At 66.7% G+C, this 15,098-nt stretch carries 11 protein-coding genes; 6 read left to right on the forward strand and 5 right to left on the reverse strand.

The genetic code is table 11. The features are described 5' to 3' along the window. Positions 1–97 precede the first annotated feature (97 nt). Positions 98–928: an undecaprenyl-diphosphate phosphatase gene (locus CCOS191_RS11705; RefSeq protein WP_046855342.1), complete on the forward strand. Its 831-nt coding sequence runs from the start codon at positions 98–100 to the stop codon at positions 926–928. After that, complete coding sequence (locus CCOS191_RS11710) at positions 921–1,346, forward strand: DUF1294 domain-containing protein (RefSeq protein ID WP_046855343.1); 426 nt, start codon at positions 921–923, stop codon at positions 1,344–1,346. The genes CCOS191_RS11705 and CCOS191_RS11710 overlap by 8 nt, the downstream gene beginning before the upstream one ends. Positions 1,347–2,270: 924 nt before the next feature. Here CCOS191_RS11710 and CCOS191_RS11715 read toward each other — a convergent pair. Genes CCOS191_RS11715 through CCOS191_RS11730 form a run of 4 tightly spaced genes read right to left on the reverse strand, consistent with a single transcriptional unit; the run spans position 2,271 to position 7,840 of the window. Next, the gene (locus CCOS191_RS11715) at positions 2,271–3,716 is read right to left on the reverse strand and encodes a curlin (RefSeq protein ID WP_046855344.1); all 1,446 of its coding nucleotides are present in this window, start codon (positions 3,714–3,716) and stop codon (positions 2,271–2,273) included. A 30-nt stretch (positions 3,717–3,746) separates the two neighbouring features. Next, complete coding sequence (locus tag CCOS191_RS11720; protein WP_046855345.1) at positions 3,747–4,217, reverse strand: curlin; 471 nt, start codon at positions 4,215–4,217, stop codon at positions 3,747–3,749. Positions 4,218–4,232: 15 nt separating this feature from the next. Continuing rightward, positions 4,233–6,467, reverse strand: coding sequence for an Ig-like domain-containing protein (locus tag CCOS191_RS11725; RefSeq protein WP_046855346.1), 2,235 nt, complete (start codon positions 6,465–6,467; stop codon positions 4,233–4,235). A 26-nt stretch (positions 6,468–6,493) separates the two neighbouring features. Then, positions 6,494–7,840 carry a hypothetical protein gene (locus CCOS191_RS11730; protein ID WP_046855347.1) on the reverse strand — a complete coding sequence of 449 codons (1,347 nt, stop codon included), beginning with the start codon at positions 7,838–7,840 and terminating at the stop codon, positions 6,494–6,496. 290 nt (positions 7,841–8,130) lie between these two features. Here CCOS191_RS11730 and CCOS191_RS11735 point away from each other — a divergent pair, with 290 nt between their 5' ends. Genes CCOS191_RS11735 through qhpG form a run of 4 tightly spaced genes read left to right on the forward strand, consistent with a single transcriptional unit; the run spans position 8,131 to position 13,718 of the window. Then, positions 8,131–10,041: a sigma-54-dependent Fis family transcriptional regulator gene (locus tag CCOS191_RS11735; RefSeq protein WP_046855348.1), complete on the forward strand. Its 1,911-nt coding sequence runs from the start codon at positions 8,131–8,133 to the stop codon at positions 10,039–10,041. A 3-nt stretch (positions 10,042–10,044) separates the two neighbouring features. Next, positions 10,045–11,772 carry an ABC transporter ATP-binding protein gene (locus CCOS191_RS11740; protein WP_046855349.1) on the forward strand — a complete coding sequence of 576 codons (1,728 nt, stop codon included), beginning with the start codon at positions 10,045–10,047 and terminating at the stop codon, positions 11,770–11,772. Next, positions 11,762–12,439 (forward strand): subtilisin-like serine protease QhpE, encoded by a 678-nt coding sequence (gene qhpE, locus CCOS191_RS11745; protein ID WP_046855350.1) that lies wholly within the window; start codon positions 11,762–11,764, stop codon positions 12,437–12,439. The genes CCOS191_RS11740 and qhpE overlap by 11 nt, the downstream gene beginning before the upstream one ends. Continuing rightward, positions 12,432–13,718, forward strand: coding sequence for a flavin-dependent monooxygenase QhpG (qhpG, locus tag CCOS191_RS11750; RefSeq protein WP_046855351.1), 1,287 nt, complete (start codon positions 12,432–12,434; stop codon positions 13,716–13,718). Before qhpE ends, qhpG begins: the two co-directional genes overlap by 8 nt. Position 13,719: 1 nt before the next feature. On the opposite strand, the gene CCOS191_RS11755 is transcribed toward qhpG, so the two are convergent. Continuing rightward, positions 13,720–15,033 carry a hypothetical protein gene (locus tag CCOS191_RS11755; protein ID WP_046855352.1) on the reverse strand — a complete coding sequence of 438 codons (1,314 nt, stop codon included), beginning with the start codon at positions 15,031–15,033 and terminating at the stop codon, positions 13,720–13,722. Positions 15,034–15,098: the final 65 nt, after the last annotated feature.

Genomic DNA, 15,098 nt, shown 5'->3' on the forward strand with positions numbered 1-15,098 from the left:
GCCCCTGTCGCTGTAAAAAGCACGCGCCGCGTGCGGTATCAATTGTGTCAATCAAAACAAGCGGCCTGCCACGCGCAGCGTCGCACTTGGGGGAAAGATGGATTTGTGGAGTGCCTTGCAGGCGATCATCCTGGGCGTGATCGAGGGGCTGACGGAGTTCCTGCCCATTTCGAGCACCGGGCACCAGATCATCGTCGCCGACCTGATCAACTTCGGCGGCGAACGCGCCATGGCGTTCAACATCATCATCCAGCTGGGTGCCATCCTGGCGGTGGTGTGGGAGTTCCGGCGCAAGATCTTCGACGTGGTACTGGGCTTGCCCACGCAAGTGCCGGCACGGCGCTTCACCGCCAACCTGCTGATCGCCTTCATTCCTGCGGTGATCCTGGGCGTGCTGTTCGCCGACCTGATCCATGAGTACCTGTTCAACCCCATTACCGTTGCCGCCGCGCTGGTGGTGGGCGGGGTGATCATGCTGTGGGCCGAGCGTCGCCAGCACCGGGTGGAGGTCGACCATGTCGACGACATGCGCTGGACTCACGCGCTGAAGATCGGCCTGGTGCAGTGCCTGGCGATGATTCCGGGCACCTCGCGCTCGGGCTCGACCATTATCGGTGGCTTGCTGTTCGGCCTCTCGCGCAAGGCGGCGACCGAGTTTTCGTTCTTCCTGGCCATGCCGACCATGGTCGGTGCGGCGGTGTATTCGGGGTACAAGTACCGTGATCTGTTCCAGCCGGGCGATCTGCCGGTGTTCGCCATCGGTTTCGTGGTGTCGTTCATCTTTGCCATGATTGCCGTGCGCGGGCTGCTCAAGTTCATCGCCAACCACAGCTATGCGGTGTTTGCCTGGTATCGCATCGCCTTTGGCCTGCTGATCCTGGCGACCTGGGAGTTTGGCTGGGTCGATTGGTCGACGGCGCATGGTTGAGAGGGCCAGTACGCAGCGTGCGCCCCGACGCGAGGAGGGCGTGCGCAATGCGCGCCTGAAGGGGCTGGTACTTTTGGTGCTGTGCCTGTTGCCGGTGCTCGGCGGCCTGCGGATGGGGTTGAGTGGCGGGAGCTGGTTGCCGTTGGCGATGTATCCGGTGGTGAGTCTGGTCAGCCTGTTGTTGTACTGGCAGGACAAGCAGCAGGCGCGGAGTCAGGCTTGGCGTACGCCGGAAAAGGTGCTGCATGCCAGTGAGCTGCTGGGGGGGTGGCCGGGGGCTTTGCTGGCGCAGCAGGTGTTTCGGCACAAGACTCGGAAGGTTTCCTATCAGGTTGTGTGTTGGGGAATTGTTCTGGTGCATCAGGTGTTCTGGGTTGATTATTTGTTTTTGGCGGGGCGGTGGGGGGCTTTGATCTGACGGTTGTAGTTTTGGTTTTGGTTTTGGTTTTGGTTTTAGTTTTGAAAGTTGTATGCGCATTCATTTGTGATGTCGACGCTTATTCACCTTTCCGCCCTTACGGCGGGTCCCTTTTTGAAGGATCAAAAAGGAACCAAAAAATCCTCGCTCCATTCATCCGGCCCTCCGCTTCGCTCCGGGTCCCCTCACTCCGGTCTTGCTCCCGGGAGGACCGCGCTGAACGCCCCATCCTGGGGCGCAGCGCTTGACGGGCATCCATGCCCGTCACCTCCCTCCGCAAGACCTGCGTTCGGCCTCCTGAAGTCGCGAAGTTACGGGCGGCGCCTGCACTAACGCAGCTAGTCGCTAGTTGCCATCGTGGGAACTCTAGATCAACATCTCGGGGCAAGCCCGCTCCCACGATAGTTTGACTACGTTATTCAACGTGGGAGCGGGATTGCCCCGCGATGGCGTAATGAAAAACAACATTACATCTACTGAAAAACCAAAAGTTCTGCTCTTGATCCGCTCTTGATCTGCTCTTGATCTTGCTTCTAAGTGCGCGATAGTTCAGGCGACACAAGTTGCGACTTCAGGAGGCCGAGTGGAGTTCTTGCGTAGTGGGGCGACGGCCATGGATGGCCGTCGAGCGCTGCGCCCCAGGATGGGGCGTACAGCGCGGTACCCACGGGAGCAAGAACGGAGCGAGGGAACCCCGTAGCGAAGCGTAGGGGCCGTATGAACGGAGCCGAACGGTTTTGCCTACTTTTGTCAAGACAAAAGTAGGTCGCCGTAAAGGCGAAAGGGTGACTAAATGTCGACATCTTCTACGAATGTGTCTACAAAAAACAAAACAATCGCCCCCGAACCCGAACCCAACCCAAAGAAAAAAAGGAACCGCAGCGCCAGGGGAGAACCAACGCCACGGTCCAAGGGGAAACCCCGTCACTGCTGGGTAACAGTCGCCATATTGGCATTCCCAAACTGCGTAATGGTGGCCGTCTGACTAGCCCCACTCTGGTCGACAAACGCCTGGTTCCCATTCCCCCCCTGGGTCACGTAGGCGAGGTTGACCCCATCGGTCTGCTTGATGGTCGCCTCGTTGCCACTGCCATACAGCTGATAGGTGTAGCTCTGGTTGCCACTGCCCGACTGCTCGAGGGTGATGCTGCCGCCATTGCCCGCAGCCAGGCCCTCGGCGTAGTTGGCGGTGCCGCGCTGGTCGGCGATGAGCAGGTTGTCGCTGCCGTTCTGCTCGAAGTACAGCTCGTTGTTGCTGTCGGCCTGGCGGGTCTCCATCTGGTTGCGGTTGCCATCCTGGTTCAGCCGGGCGATCTGGCTGTTGCCCTCCTGGGTAAGGTTGACCCCGTTGCCATTGCCCGCCTGGTTGATCTGCGCCTGCTGACCGACACCGAACTGCCCGCCGGACTTCTCGCCCTTCCAGTTGCTGGCCATGATCTTGTTGGCGTTGCCCACCGTGCTGATGGTCAGGCTGTGGTTGTCACCGGTCTGGTAGGTGAAGTGCAGGTTGTTGTTGCCCACCTGGGAAATGCTGGTCACCGCCTGGTTGGTCTCGAACTGGTCCGACCAGCTGGCGTTGCCACGGCCGGTCTGGCTGAGGCCCGCGCTGTTGGACTGGCCGAAACTCTGGTCGATGTAGCCTTCGTTGCTCTGGCCGTTCTGGTAGACACTGGCCTGGCTCGCGGCCTGGTTGTCCTGCCACACCTCCACCGAGTTGCCGGTGCCGTACTGGTTGATGCCGATGGTGCCGCCCAAACCGTCGCGCTGGTCACCGTAGGCCCAGTTCTGCCGGCCTTCCTGGTAGATGGCGATATCGCCGTCCTGGTGGGTCATGTGCTCGGCGGCGGCCTGGTTGTCGCTGCCACCCTGCATGATCACGCTCTTGTTGTTGCTGCCACCGAACAGCTGCTCCACCGTGGCGTCGTTGCCATGGCCGGACTGCAAGGTGGTGGCCTGGCTGCCGTACTGGGTGTCCTGCCAGATGACCGAACGGTTGCCGCTGCCTTGCTGGACCTGCAGGGCTTCGTTGTTCTCGCCCACCGACTGGCTGGCGAAGGCGTCATTGAGGCTGCCGCCGGACTGCTGGGTGATCTGGCTGCCGTTCTCGAACAACTGCTCGGCGTAGCCGGCGTTGAACGAGCCGGTGGCGCTCTGCTGGATATGGCTGGTGCTGCTGTCCTGCAGCGCCATGTGGTTGTGGTCGTGGCCGGCCTGGTTCTGCGTGGCCGAGGCGAACGACGCCTGGGTCTGCTTGACCTCGGCGATGTTCTGGTTGCCCTGTTGGGACTGGGTCGAAGTGCTGTCGTCGGCCATGGCCTGGCCGGCAAGGGCCAGGACGATGGCGGCGCTCAGGGGGGCGAGCTTGTGCATGGTGTTGCCTCCAGATCTGTCGATGAGTGCCTAGCGGTACTGGGTGATGTGGACCTGCTGGCCGTTGCCGGCCTGGGTCACGGCGCTGTTGAGCCCCGTGCCGCGCTGGTCGATGGTGGCGCTGTTGTGGTTGCCGATCTGCTCGATGGCGGCGCTGTTGCCGCTGCCGCTCTGGCGGATCGTCGCGTCGTTGCCCTGGCCCTGCTGGCTGATAACGGCCGTCAGGTCGCTGCCTTCCTGCAGGATGTAAGCCTCCTGCGCGCCCCCGGCCTGGACGATCCGGCCCAGCAGGGCTTGGCCGCTCTGGTCGAGGGCGGCACGGTTGCCGCTGCCCAGTTGCTCGATCACCGCGACCTGGCCGGCGCCGGTTGGCAGCAGGCGCAGCACCAGTGGCTCGCCCAGGTCGCTGCCGGCGGCAAGGTCGGCGTTGTCCATCAGGTCGTCGGCCCAGGCCTGGCCCCCGAGGGCCAGGCACAGCAGCAGTGGAAACAGGGCGTTCATGGCATCCTCCCGGCGCTACTGCACGACCACGTTGGTGGTGCGAGTGGTGCCCTGGCTGCTGGTCACGGTCGCGGTTGGCGCGGCGGTCGGGATCAGCGTGGTGCTGTTGCTCACCGTCAGGCGCCAGCGGCCGGTGACCGGCACGGTGGTGGTGCCCAGGGTCTGCACGCCGCTGGTGGTGGTCACCCGCACCGTGATGGTGTTGCCGGTGGTCACCGAGGACGTGCCGCTGATGTCCCAGTTGAAGCGGTTGTTGGAGCGCGCCGTGACCGTCGCCGCGGTGACCGCGAAGGTCTCCTGTGCCGGTCGTGGCGATACCTGCACCGTGACCGTGCCCGGCGTCGAGGTGGCGCCGATTGCGTCACGGGCGACGTAGGTGAAGCTGGTGGTGAACGCCGCGGTGACCGTCGCCGGTGGCGTGTAGGTGATCACGTTGCCGTCGGTGCTCACCGTGCCGCGCCCGGCCGGGGTCGGCTGGGTGACGCTGGCGATGGTCAGTGGCAGGTTGCCTTCCGGGTCGGTGTCGTTGGCCAGGGCGTTGATGGTCAGTGGCACGCCGAGGGTGGCGGCGCTGTCGGCCACTGCGGTTGGTGGACGGTTCGGCGCGACGTTGACGGTCACGGTGGTGACCGGCGATTTCAGGCCCTTGGCGTCTTGCGCGCGGTAGCTGAAGGTCGCCACCAGCGGCGAGGTGGCCCCGGCCGGTGGGGTGTAGGTCACTGCCGTGGTGCCGTTCATCACCACGCCGCCCAGGCCGGTGCCCGGTTGGGTGAGGTCGGTGATGCTCAGCGGCACGTTGCCGTCCGGGTCGCTGTCGTTGGCCAGCAGGTTGAGGGTGATCGGTATGCCGACACTGGTACTGCCGCTGTCGGCCTGGGCCACGGGGGCTTGGTTCTCGGCCTGCACTGGAGCGCTGCCGACCACCACCACCGGTTCCACGTCGAAACCGCCATGTGCCGACTTGACCGTGATGCTGGCAGGCGGCTGGGCCAGGTCGTTGACCGTGAGGCTTTGCTGGACGCCGGACTTGGACATCCGTCCGAAGCCCTGGACCAGCAAGTCCGGCACCACGACTTCGTCGCTGGAACGGGCCTCGATCAGCAACCGCTTGGCGCTCCAGTCATAGCGTGCCGTGCCCACCTTGACCACATCGCTGAGCTTGCTCGACAGCGAGGTCGGGCGTGTGGTGCCGGCCGGGCTGCTGGCGGTGACCACCACCACCGACGGTGGCACTGCCTGGCTCAGTTGCTGGTTGAAGAACAGCCCGTTGTTGTCGGCGAGCATGCTGAACTGGCAGGGCGAAGGCGGCGAGCCGACCAGCGCCAGGCCGTTGCGCAGGCACAGGCTGGCGCTGTTCGGCGCCTTGGCGAAGACTTCGACGCGGGTGCCCGCGGCGTTGCGCTGGTAGGTGGCGCGTTCCAGCGTCGCCGGGGTTTGCTGGCGTTGGTCGAGGACCTTGCCGGAGACGGTGAAGACGTTGGTCTGGATGGTGCCCGCCGGGCCCTGGATACGCACGAAGTTGGTGTTGTTCGGGCTGCCGGTCACCGCCTCGGTGATGTTAGGGTCGCCGACGAAGGTCTCGGTGGCGCCGGTGTCCGGGTTGACCTCGGTGTAGGGGCCGCCGACACCGCGCAGGAACGGGCCGAGGTTGCCGTTCAGCGCGCCGCTGAAGTTGCCGGGGGCACCGATGCCGATGTCGCGGGTGATGTTGATCGCCCGCCGGCCCGCCGTGGTCACGTTGACCGTCTCGACCCCATAGGGGTGGGTGATGGTGTAGGTGCCGGTGCGCGGCACCGAGGCGCGGATGCGGATGCGGGCGAAGCTCTGCTGGTCGCCATTGACCGGATTCTCGGCGGCGAAGGCCGCCTCGAGGCCGGCAACGTAGACCTCCAGCTCGTAGCCACTGTTGCCTACCTGGGGGATCTCGGTCTCGGCCAGGAACCAGAACATCTCCGGTGGCCAGTTGTCCGGGAACACCAGCGGCAGGGCATCGTCATAGACCCCGGGCTCGGGCAGCAGGGTGCACATGTAGGCTGGAGCGCCCGGGCCGCCCGGTGATCGGGTGCTGGTGGCGCGCGACTGGCACAGCTCCAGGGCGAGGTTGTTGGCGTCCTTGTACCACATGGGGTAGCCCCCGGTGGCGAAGGTGTAGGGGCCGGGGTCGACCTCCGACAGCGCGGCCCAGGCCGCGCTGCTGAGGGTGAGGGTGAAACCGGCGGCGCAGAGCGCGCGACGCGACCAAGTATTCATGCTGCCTCCTTGAAGGCGTGTCCTGTTCATGGCACCAGCACCACGTCTTCGCTGTCGCTGCCGCCATGGGCGCTGGTGACCTGCACCGTCGCTGGCGGGATCGGCGAGAGCCCGGTGGTCAGGGTCTTGACCGCGCCGTTGCCGCTCAGGCCGCCGATCAACGCACCGTTGCCGGTGCGGGCGGTGAGGGCCGGCGGGCTGGTCTCGTCGCTGCTGCTGGCCACCAGGGTCAGCTGGCCGCTGCCCAGGCTGTATTCGGCGCGGCTGATGGTCACCAGGTCGGTCAGCGGCATGGGGGCGCTGGTCGGGGTGCTGGTGGCGATGGCCAGGCTGTTGTCGGCGGTCACCTGCAAGGTCAGCGGCAGGGTCGGGTTGAGCGGCGACTGGGCGTACCAGGCACCGGTGCCGTTGGCCTCGCCGAGGGGCAGGGTGGGGGTCTGGCTGGTCAGGGTGACCGTGGCGGGCGCCGGCGGGGCCATGACGAACACATCCTGCTGGGCGCGCAGGTCGCCATTCACGGTGTGTCGCGAATAGGTGCTGCGCAGCGGGATCAGCGGCGTCGGGCGGTTGACCGTGGACAGCTTGCCGGAGATGGCGAACAGCTCGGTACGCAGGTCGATGCCATTGGGCCCTTCGATGCGTACGAAGTTGGTGTTGAACGGGCTGCCGGTGACCGGCTCCTCCAGGTTCGGGTCGCCGATGAAGCGTTCGCTGGCGCCGGTGCCTGGGTTGGTTTCGGTATAGGGGCCGTTGACGCTGCGCAGGAACGGCCCGACGTCGCCCCTGAGCGCGCCGCTGTAGTCGCCTGGCGAGCCGATGCCGATGTCGCGGGTCATGTTGATCGCCCGGCGTCCGCCAGCCGCCACCTCGAACACATCGACACCGTAAGGGTGGGTGATGGTGTAGGTACCGGCCACTGGCACATCGACGCGGATGCGCACCCGGGCAAAGCTGACCTGGTCGCCATCCACCGGTTCCTCGGCACTGAACGCGGCTTCGATGGCCGAACCGTAGCTCAGGTCGATACCGCGGGCGGCATCGACGATGGCGGCGTCGGCGGTGAACCAGAACGCTTCGTCGGGGAAGTTGCTGGGGAAGACGACTGGCTGGGTGTCGTCGAACACGCCGGGTGTCGGCAGCAGCGTGCACATGTACGAGGGCGCGCCAGGAGCACCGGCGACCCTGGAGCTCACCGCCTTGGACAGGCACAGGTCGAGCACCCGGCCGTGGCTGTCCTGGTACCAGGCAGGGAACTTACCGGTGGGCAGGGTGTAGGGGCCGGTGTCGACCGCATACAGCGCAGCCTGGGCCGGGAGCTGGAGCAGGCCGGCGAAGATCGCCACGGCCAGCGGGTGGGGTGTCGGTCGGTGCATGAGTTGCTTCCTCCTGCAAACGGGCCCATGGGTTGGGGCGTCTGGGGAGGGATCGGCAACTGTTGTGCCAAGTTTTGCAGAGGGGCGTCCAGGGCCTTTGCGACGAGGGTTTCAGCGTCCCGGCAACGGTCTGGCGAGGTAGCCATGGTGGGCGGGTGGCCCCAGCATTGGGGAATGGGGTGAGGCTCGGTGTCTGTCGTGGCTGATGACTGACAGCCAATTCTGAAGCACACTGCCGAAAAATCCGATGCCCGTTGCCCCGCCTGAGCGGGGCACATCAGGAGCACGCAATGGCGCGACAACTTCCAACAACAACCGCCAACGACCCCTTGCAGCAATCTCGCCTGGTCCGCCTCAAGCTTGCCAGCGAAGGCGAACTGCCCTGCGGCATGCTGCGCGACGAGATCGACGCCTCCTGGCGGCGCAGCCTTGGCCATGGCCTGGACTGCCTGCAGGGCGAGCAGGTCGGCCTGGGTATTCGCCACGGCCTGGACCTGGACACGCTGCTGGAACACAACCGCCTGCTGATCGACGCAGCTACCCCCGAACTGGACTACCTGATCAAGCGCCAGGGCAAGAGCGGCATCGTCATCCTCGGTGACGCCCAGGCCAACGTGCTGACGATCGACGGCCAGAAACACGTGCTCGAGCGCGAGGGCCTGCGCGACCTGCACCCTGGCAGTTGCTGGAGCGAGGCCCTGCGCGGCACCAATGCCATCGGCACGGCAGTGGTCGAGGGCCAGCCGACCCTGATCAACTGCGGCGAGCATTACCTGGACCGGCTAAGCCCGTTCTCCTGCACCTCGGTGCCGCTACGTGATCCGCGTGGCGAAGTGATCGGCGTGCTCGATGTGACCCGTGAAGGGGTCATGGCCCAGCCTCAGGACAGCCTGTCCACGTTGCTGCTCGCCGCTGGCAATATCGAAGGCCGGTTGTTCGGGCTCTACCATCCCGAGCATCTGGTGCTGGCCTTCCACAGCCGTCCGCAATACCTGGCCAGCGCCTGGCAGGGCTTGCTGGCGCTGAGCCTGGAGGGCGAGGTGCTGGCAGCCAACGACAATGCCTGCCAATTGTTGCAGATGCCACGCCAGGCGCTGCTCGGGCGGCGCAGCAGCGACCTGTTGGGCGAACGCTCCCCGGCGTTCATCGCGCGCCTGTGGCAGGGCGGTGTCAGCAGCGTGCAGACGGCTGCGGGCGAGTTCTTTTTCCGGGCGCTGCAACTGCCACGGCATGCGCGCATCAGTGGCCCGTCCCCGGTCGCCAAACCAGCAGCGCCGAAGGCCCAGGCACTGGAAGCGCTGGCCGGTGGCGATGCGCGTCTGGCGCGTGCCTTGCGCATGGCCCGCCAGGGCCTGGCGAACGGGCTGCCGGTGCTGCTGCTGGGCGAAACCGGCACCGGCAAGGAGGTGGTTGCCCGTGCCCTGCACCAGGCCGGTCCGCGTGCCGACAAGCCATTCGTGGCGGTCAACTGCGCGGCGATTCCCGAGGGGCTGATCGAGTCCGAGCTGTTCGGCTACCGCGACGGCGCCTTCACCGGCTCGCGCCGGGGCGGCATGGTCGGGCGGCTGATGCAGGCCCATGGTGGCACGCTGTTCCTCGACGAGATCGGCGACATGCCGCTGGCCCTGCAGGCGCGCCTGCTGCGTGTGCTGCAGGAGCGCCGCGTGGCGCCCCTTGGCGCCGGCGACGAGCAGGACATCGACGTGGCGCTGATCTGCGCCACCCACCGCGATCTCAAGCGCCGAGTCGCCGACCAGCACTTCCGCGAAGACCTCTACTACCGGGTCAATGGCGTGTCCCTGCGCCTGCCGGCACTGCGCGAGCGCGACGACCTGGCAACGATCATCCAGGGCCTGCTGGACAAGGCCGGGGCCCGCGCTGTCAGCCTTGACCCGGCACTGGTCGCGCTGCTGGAGAACTTCGACTGGCCGGGCAACATCCGCCAGCTGGAAATGGTGGTGCGCACCGCCCTGGCAATGCGCGAGGAGGGTGAGCAGGTGCTGACCCTCGACCACCTCACCGACTGCCTGCTCGATGAACTGGCCAGCGGCGCCGCGCCGTCCGGCAGCCTGCGCGACAACGAACTGGAACTGATCCGCGCCGCACTGGCCCGGCACCAGGGCAATGTCTCGGCCGCGGCCGAGGCCCTGGGCATCAGCCGGGCGACGCTGTACCGCAAGCTCAAGCAGTTGCGTGGTTGAGCCATGGGCGGATTGTTTTCCCGATTGATCGAATCCAGCGACCCGCAGTTGATGCGCCAGGCCCTGGCCTGGCTCTACGGTTTCGTACGCCCGCAGCGTGGCGCCATCGGCGTGCTCCTGGGGTTGTCCCTGGGCGCCTCGCTGCTGGCCCTGGCGCAACCCTGGCTGGTCAAGACGCTGATCGACGAGGGCCTGCTGGCCAAGGATTACCAGACCCTCTGGCACATGGCGGCGATCATGATCATCGCCGGCCTGCTCGGCACACTGCTGGCCGGGGTCAACCGCTACCTGCACACGCGCCTGTCCGGGCGCATCCTGTTCGCCCTGCGCGACGACTTGTACCGACACCTGCAACAACTTTCGCCGACCTTCTACGGGCGCCGACGCACCGGTGACATCCTGTCGCGGCTCGATGGCGATGTCGCCGAGATCCAGCGCTTTGCCGTGGACTCGCTGTTCTCGGCGGTATCGGCGCTGATCGGCCTGGTCGGCGCGGTGGCCTTGATGCTGATGCTGTCCTGGCAGCTGTCGCTGCTGCTGGCGTTGCTGATTCCGCTCGAAGTGCTGTGGCTGCGCTGGATGCGACGTAAGGTCGAGCGCGAGGTGCGCAGCCTGCGCGAACGCTCGGCGGACGTGTCGTCGTTCCTGGTCGAGACGCTGCCGGCGATGAAGTTCATCCAGGCCGCCGGCCAGCAGCGGCGTGAGGCCGAGCGCCTCGATCAGTTGGGGCAGAGCTACATGGGGCAGTTGCTCAAGGTGCAGGTCACTGAGTTCTTTACCCAGGCGGTGCCCGGCACGCTGACTTCCTGGTGCCGGGCCTGCGCATTCCTGGTCGGCGGCTGGTGGGTGATCCAGGGCACCTGGCAACTGGGCGCGCTGATCGCCTTTTCCACCTACATGGGCATGGCCGTCGGTCCGGTGCAGAGCCTGCTGGGCCTGTACGTCGCGGTGCAGCGGATGGCCGTGAGCCTGGGGCGGGTGATGGAGCTCAAGCAGGAAGCGCTCGCGGTGCGCGAGGCGGACGATCCCCGGCCCATGCCACAAGGGACCGGGGAGCTGCGACTGGACGGCGTATTTTTCGCCCACGATGGGCGCCAGGGTGTGGTGCTGGACCAGGTGCAGGCCTGTCTGCCCGGCGGCGCCAAGATTGCCATCAGTGGCGCCTCCGGCGTCGGCAAGTCGACTCTGATCGACCTGCTGCAACGCTTTTACGACCCGGATGGCGGGCGCATCCTGCTCGACGGCGTCGACCTGCGCGAGCTCGACCTGCAGGCCCTGCGGCGGCGCATCGCGGTGGTCAGCCAGGACATCGTGCTGTTTCGCGGCACCCTGGCGCAGAACCTGGCCTACAGCACGCCCCAGGCCAGCCGTGAGGAGATCGAGCAGGTGGTGCGCCTGACCCGCCTGGACAGCCTGGTGCAGAGCCTGCCGCTGGGGCTCGATGGTCTGCTGGGCGAACGCGGCCAGCAGTTGTCCGGTGGCCAGAAGCAACGTATCGCCATCGCCCGGGCGCTGCTGCAGCAACCGGCGATCCTGGTGCTCGATGAGGCCACCTCGGCGGTGGACGAAGCCACCGAGCGTGAAGTGATTGCCGCCATCGACCAGCTGTTCGCCGGGCGTACGCGGATCCTGATCAGCCATCGTGCCTCGACCCTCGCCGATGCCGACTTGCACCTGGAACTGCGTGAAGGGCAATTGCGCAGCAAGGAGCCCGCCGACCATGGCCGTTGACCTGTGCATTGGCGTGATCGACAGTGGCTGCTCGGCGCAGCAGGCGGATAGCCTGCGCGGAGCGCGACGCTTCTGGCTTGAGGACGGCGTGCTGTGCGAGGGCGAGCCGCTGCCGGATGCCCTGGGCCACGGCAGCGCGGTGCTGGCGCGGCTGCGGGCCGAGTCCGGCGGCCAGCCGGTGCTGCTGGCCCAGGTGTTCGCCGGGCAGGGCAGCACCAGCGCCTTGCAGGTGGCCGCTGGCCTGTTGTGGCTGGTGGAAGCGGGCGCGACCGTGGTCAACCTGAGCCTGGGTCTGCGCCAGGATCGCCCGGTACTGCGCCTGGCCTGCGCCGAGGCCGTGGCCGCTGGCGTGCTGCTGTGTGCCTCCAGTCCGGCGCGGGGCGAGCCGGTGTATCCGGCCAGCTATCCCGGGGTTATTCGCGTCACTGGCGATGCCCGCTGCGCCGCTGGGCAATGGTCGTGGCTGGGCACTGCCCAGGCCGACTTCGGCGCGGCGGCTGGCGCCGCTGGGGTGGCCGGGGCCAGTCTGGCCTGTGCCGCGTTCACTGGACGGGTGGCGGCCCTGCTGCGCGAGGAGCCCGGCATGACGCGGCAGGCACTGTTGCACTGGCTGGAGCAGCATGCGGCGTTCGTCGGCCCTGAGCGCAAGGAGTCGACCGATGTCTGAACCGAGCATCCTGGTACTCGGTGCCGGACCTGCGGGGGCGACTACTGCCCTGGGGCTGCGGCGGATGGGCTACCCCGTCACCGTGGTCTCCGACTGGCGCCGTTTCACTGCAGTGGAAGGTGTTTCGCAACGTGTGCTGGAGGGCTTGCGCCATGCGGGCCTGGGCGCTGCCCTGGCCGAGGCGACCACGCCGGCCACGCGGCAGGTCCACTGGAACGGTGAGCGGCTGCAACCGAACCAGGAGTGGCTGCTGGATCGCCAGCGCTTCGATCAGGCACTGCGTGATGACTTGAATCGTGCCGGTGTCGAGCTCGTCGAAGGGCGTGTGCGCGAGGTGGAGCAGGGGCAGGGGTACCGGGTCCAGTTGGACGACGGGCGTACCTTGCACGGCGATTTCCTGGTCGAGGCCCGTGGTCGTCAGGCCCCGTTGAGCGAAGGTCGCCTGCGCGGGCCGGAGACGGTCAGCCTGCTTAACCTCTGGCAGACCGAGCCCGGCACGCCAGCCTCGGCAGTGGAGAGCCTGGACGACGGCTGGGCCTGGATGGCGCGGCTGGCCGATGGCCGCTGCTACTGGCAGGTGACGCTGGACGTGATGGCGGCGCGGCTGCCTGGCAAGACGGCGTTGCCCGAGTACTGTGCCGAGCTTCGTCGTGGCTCGGTGCTGGTGGCGCAACTGTTCGGTGAGCAGGCCTTTGCCCCTGCCCAGGTGCATGCACGCAGCAGCACAGCAATTCTTGTCGGCAACTGCGCGGGCCGTGATTGGCTGCGGGTTGGCGATGCGGCGATGGCGGTCGATCCGCTGTCGGGCAATGGCATCTTCCAGTCCTTGTCCTCGGCGCTGCAGGCGCCCGTGGTGATCAATACCCTGCTGCAACGGCCCGGGCAGGCGGACCTGGCGCAGCGCTTCCATCAAACGCGGATCGAACAGTTGTTCCTGCGTTTCGCCCGGATCGGGCGCGACTTCTACGCCCAGGAAGCGCAGCGTGGCGCGCAGCCGTTCTGGGCTCGCCGCCGAGGCTGGCCGGATGCGCAACCGCTGCACGCGGCGGCAAACTGGCAGGCGGTGCGGGTGGAGCGCCGCCCGGTGCTGCGCGATGGTTGGGTGGAGGAGGCCGAAGTGGTGGTGACGGCTGATCAGCCGCTGGGGGTGTGGCACCTGCAGGGTGTCGAGCTGGCGCCGGTGGTGCGGGGGTTGCAGGCTGGCATCGGCCTGGAGCGCCTGGTGACACAGGCGCACCAGCCGATGGTCGAGCGCTGGTTACGCGAACAGGGCTTTTGATTTAGAAGAATGTCCCCACCACCAGTTGCAGGTAGGCCCCGCTATCCCGGCCACCCAACTGCACGCCGCCATCCTGCGCGCTGCGCTGCGGGGTGTAGAACCCCACCAGCGGGCTGATCAGCCAATGCTCGTTGACCATCCACTCCACATACAGGTCCACCTCGCGCCCACCCAGGTTGCCCTGGTCGGTGCTGAGCGGGTCGAAGTCGAAGTACAGCGCGCCCAGGGTCAGCCCCTCCCGTGGCGTGGCCTTGAGCGCCACATGGTGCACCTGGGTATTGCTGTTGAATGGCCCGGCGTAGTTGGCCGCCACCTCGCCCTGGAACCAGGTGCCATAGCCCCGGCTCAGGCCATAGAACAGCGGGTCGAAGTGCTCCGAGAAGCGGCTGTAGCGGTAGGTCGCGGTGGGCGACCAGGGCAGTGCGGAGAAGGTCCAGTTGCCCTCCAGGTACCAGGCGTTCTCGCGCCCGTCGGTGCGGTCCTGGGTGACATACTCGGCGGCCAGTTCGAGGTCTTTCACTCCCAGGTTGCCACGCCCGCGCAGGCTCACCGTGTCCATGCCGTCGCGGTGTTCCAGGCCAAGGATCTCGGCGTAGCGGCGGTCGACATCCAGGCCGCGGATCCAGCTCAGGCCCAGGGTGCCCGCGTCGGCGACATGCTCGAGGTTGGCCACCGCCATGGAGGTGTCGGCCTGGAACGGGTTGTCGGACTTGAGCCACATCAGGTCGCCGCGCCAACCCTGCTTGCCGCCCAGACGCAACACGGCGGTGCGGTCGAACGCCTTGCGCGCCGCCAGGTAGTAGGCGCCGCCACGGTCGAAATCGGCGCCCAGGTCGACGTTGCCGGCATTGACCGGGTCGCCCTGGATCAGGAAACCGTCGCCGAGGGTGATGACCTGGCGCCCGCCGGAGAGATCGATGCCGTCTTCGCCAAGCACCGGAAACAGGGTGCCCGAGCGCCATCCAAGGTAAGCGTCCTCGATGCCGGTGCGACGTTCGTCACCGAGCGTGAAACCCGCGGCGTCGCCATCGCCCCAGGTGGCCGAACTGAGCAGGCTGAAGGCGCCGTAAAGCGTGCCGTTGCCGGTCAGCGCCTGGCTGGCGCTCAGGCCGTACTTGACGTAGCCCTCGCTCCAGTTGCTGCTGCCGGCCTGGCGGTTGCCGAACTGGTCGAAGCTTTCGTCGCTGTGGAACACGCCGAACAGCGCTTCGAGGTTGGCGTCCAGGGTGGTGCCGGCGTGATTGTACAGTTCGTGGGCCTGGGTGAGGGGAGAGGCCAGCAGCAGGGCCAACGTGCAGGCGAGCTTGTGCGTCATGGTGTGCTCCATGTTTTTGTTGTTTTCTGGTTTTTTCATTGCCTGGCCGGGCCTCATCGCCGGCC

It is taken from the genome of Pseudomonas sp. CCOS 191, from assembly GCF_001007005.1.
In the GTDB taxonomy this organism is placed as follows: Bacteria; Pseudomonadota; Gammaproteobacteria; order Pseudomonadales; family Pseudomonadaceae; genus Aquipseudomonas; species Aquipseudomonas soli.

Coding starts and splice junctions, on each gene's coding strand:
- CCOS191_RS11705 (WP_046855342.1), top strand. CDS start 98: ATGGATTTGTGGAGTGCCTTGCAGGCGATCATCCTGGGCGTGATCGAG.
- CCOS191_RS11710 (WP_046855343.1), top strand. CDS start 921: ATGGTTGAGAGGGCCAGTACGCAGCGTGCGCCCCGACGCGAGGAGGGC.
- CCOS191_RS11715 (WP_046855344.1), bottom strand. CDS start 3,716: ATGCACAAGCTCGCCCCCCTGAGCGCCGCCATCGTCCTGGCCCTTGCC.
- CCOS191_RS11720 (WP_046855345.1), bottom strand. CDS start 4,217: ATGAACGCCCTGTTTCCACTGCTGCTGTGCCTGGCCCTCGGGGGCCAG.
- CCOS191_RS11725 (WP_046855346.1), bottom strand. CDS start 6,467: ATGAATACTTGGTCGCGTCGCGCGCTCTGCGCCGCCGGTTTCACCCTC.
- CCOS191_RS11730 (WP_046855347.1), bottom strand. CDS start 7,840: ATGCACCGACCGACACCCCACCCGCTGGCCGTGGCGATCTTCGCCGGC.
- CCOS191_RS11735 (WP_046855348.1), top strand. CDS start 8,131: ATGGCGCGACAACTTCCAACAACAACCGCCAACGACCCCTTGCAGCAA.
- CCOS191_RS11740 (WP_046855349.1), top strand. CDS start 10,045: ATGGGCGGATTGTTTTCCCGATTGATCGAATCCAGCGACCCGCAGTTG.
- qhpE (WP_046855350.1), top strand. CDS start 11,762: ATGGCCGTTGACCTGTGCATTGGCGTGATCGACAGTGGCTGCTCGGCG.
- qhpG (WP_046855351.1), top strand. CDS start 12,432: ATGTCTGAACCGAGCATCCTGGTACTCGGTGCCGGACCTGCGGGGGCG.
- CCOS191_RS11755 (WP_046855352.1), bottom strand. CDS start 15,033: ATGACGCACAAGCTCGCCTGCACGTTGGCCCTGCTGCTGGCCTCTCCC.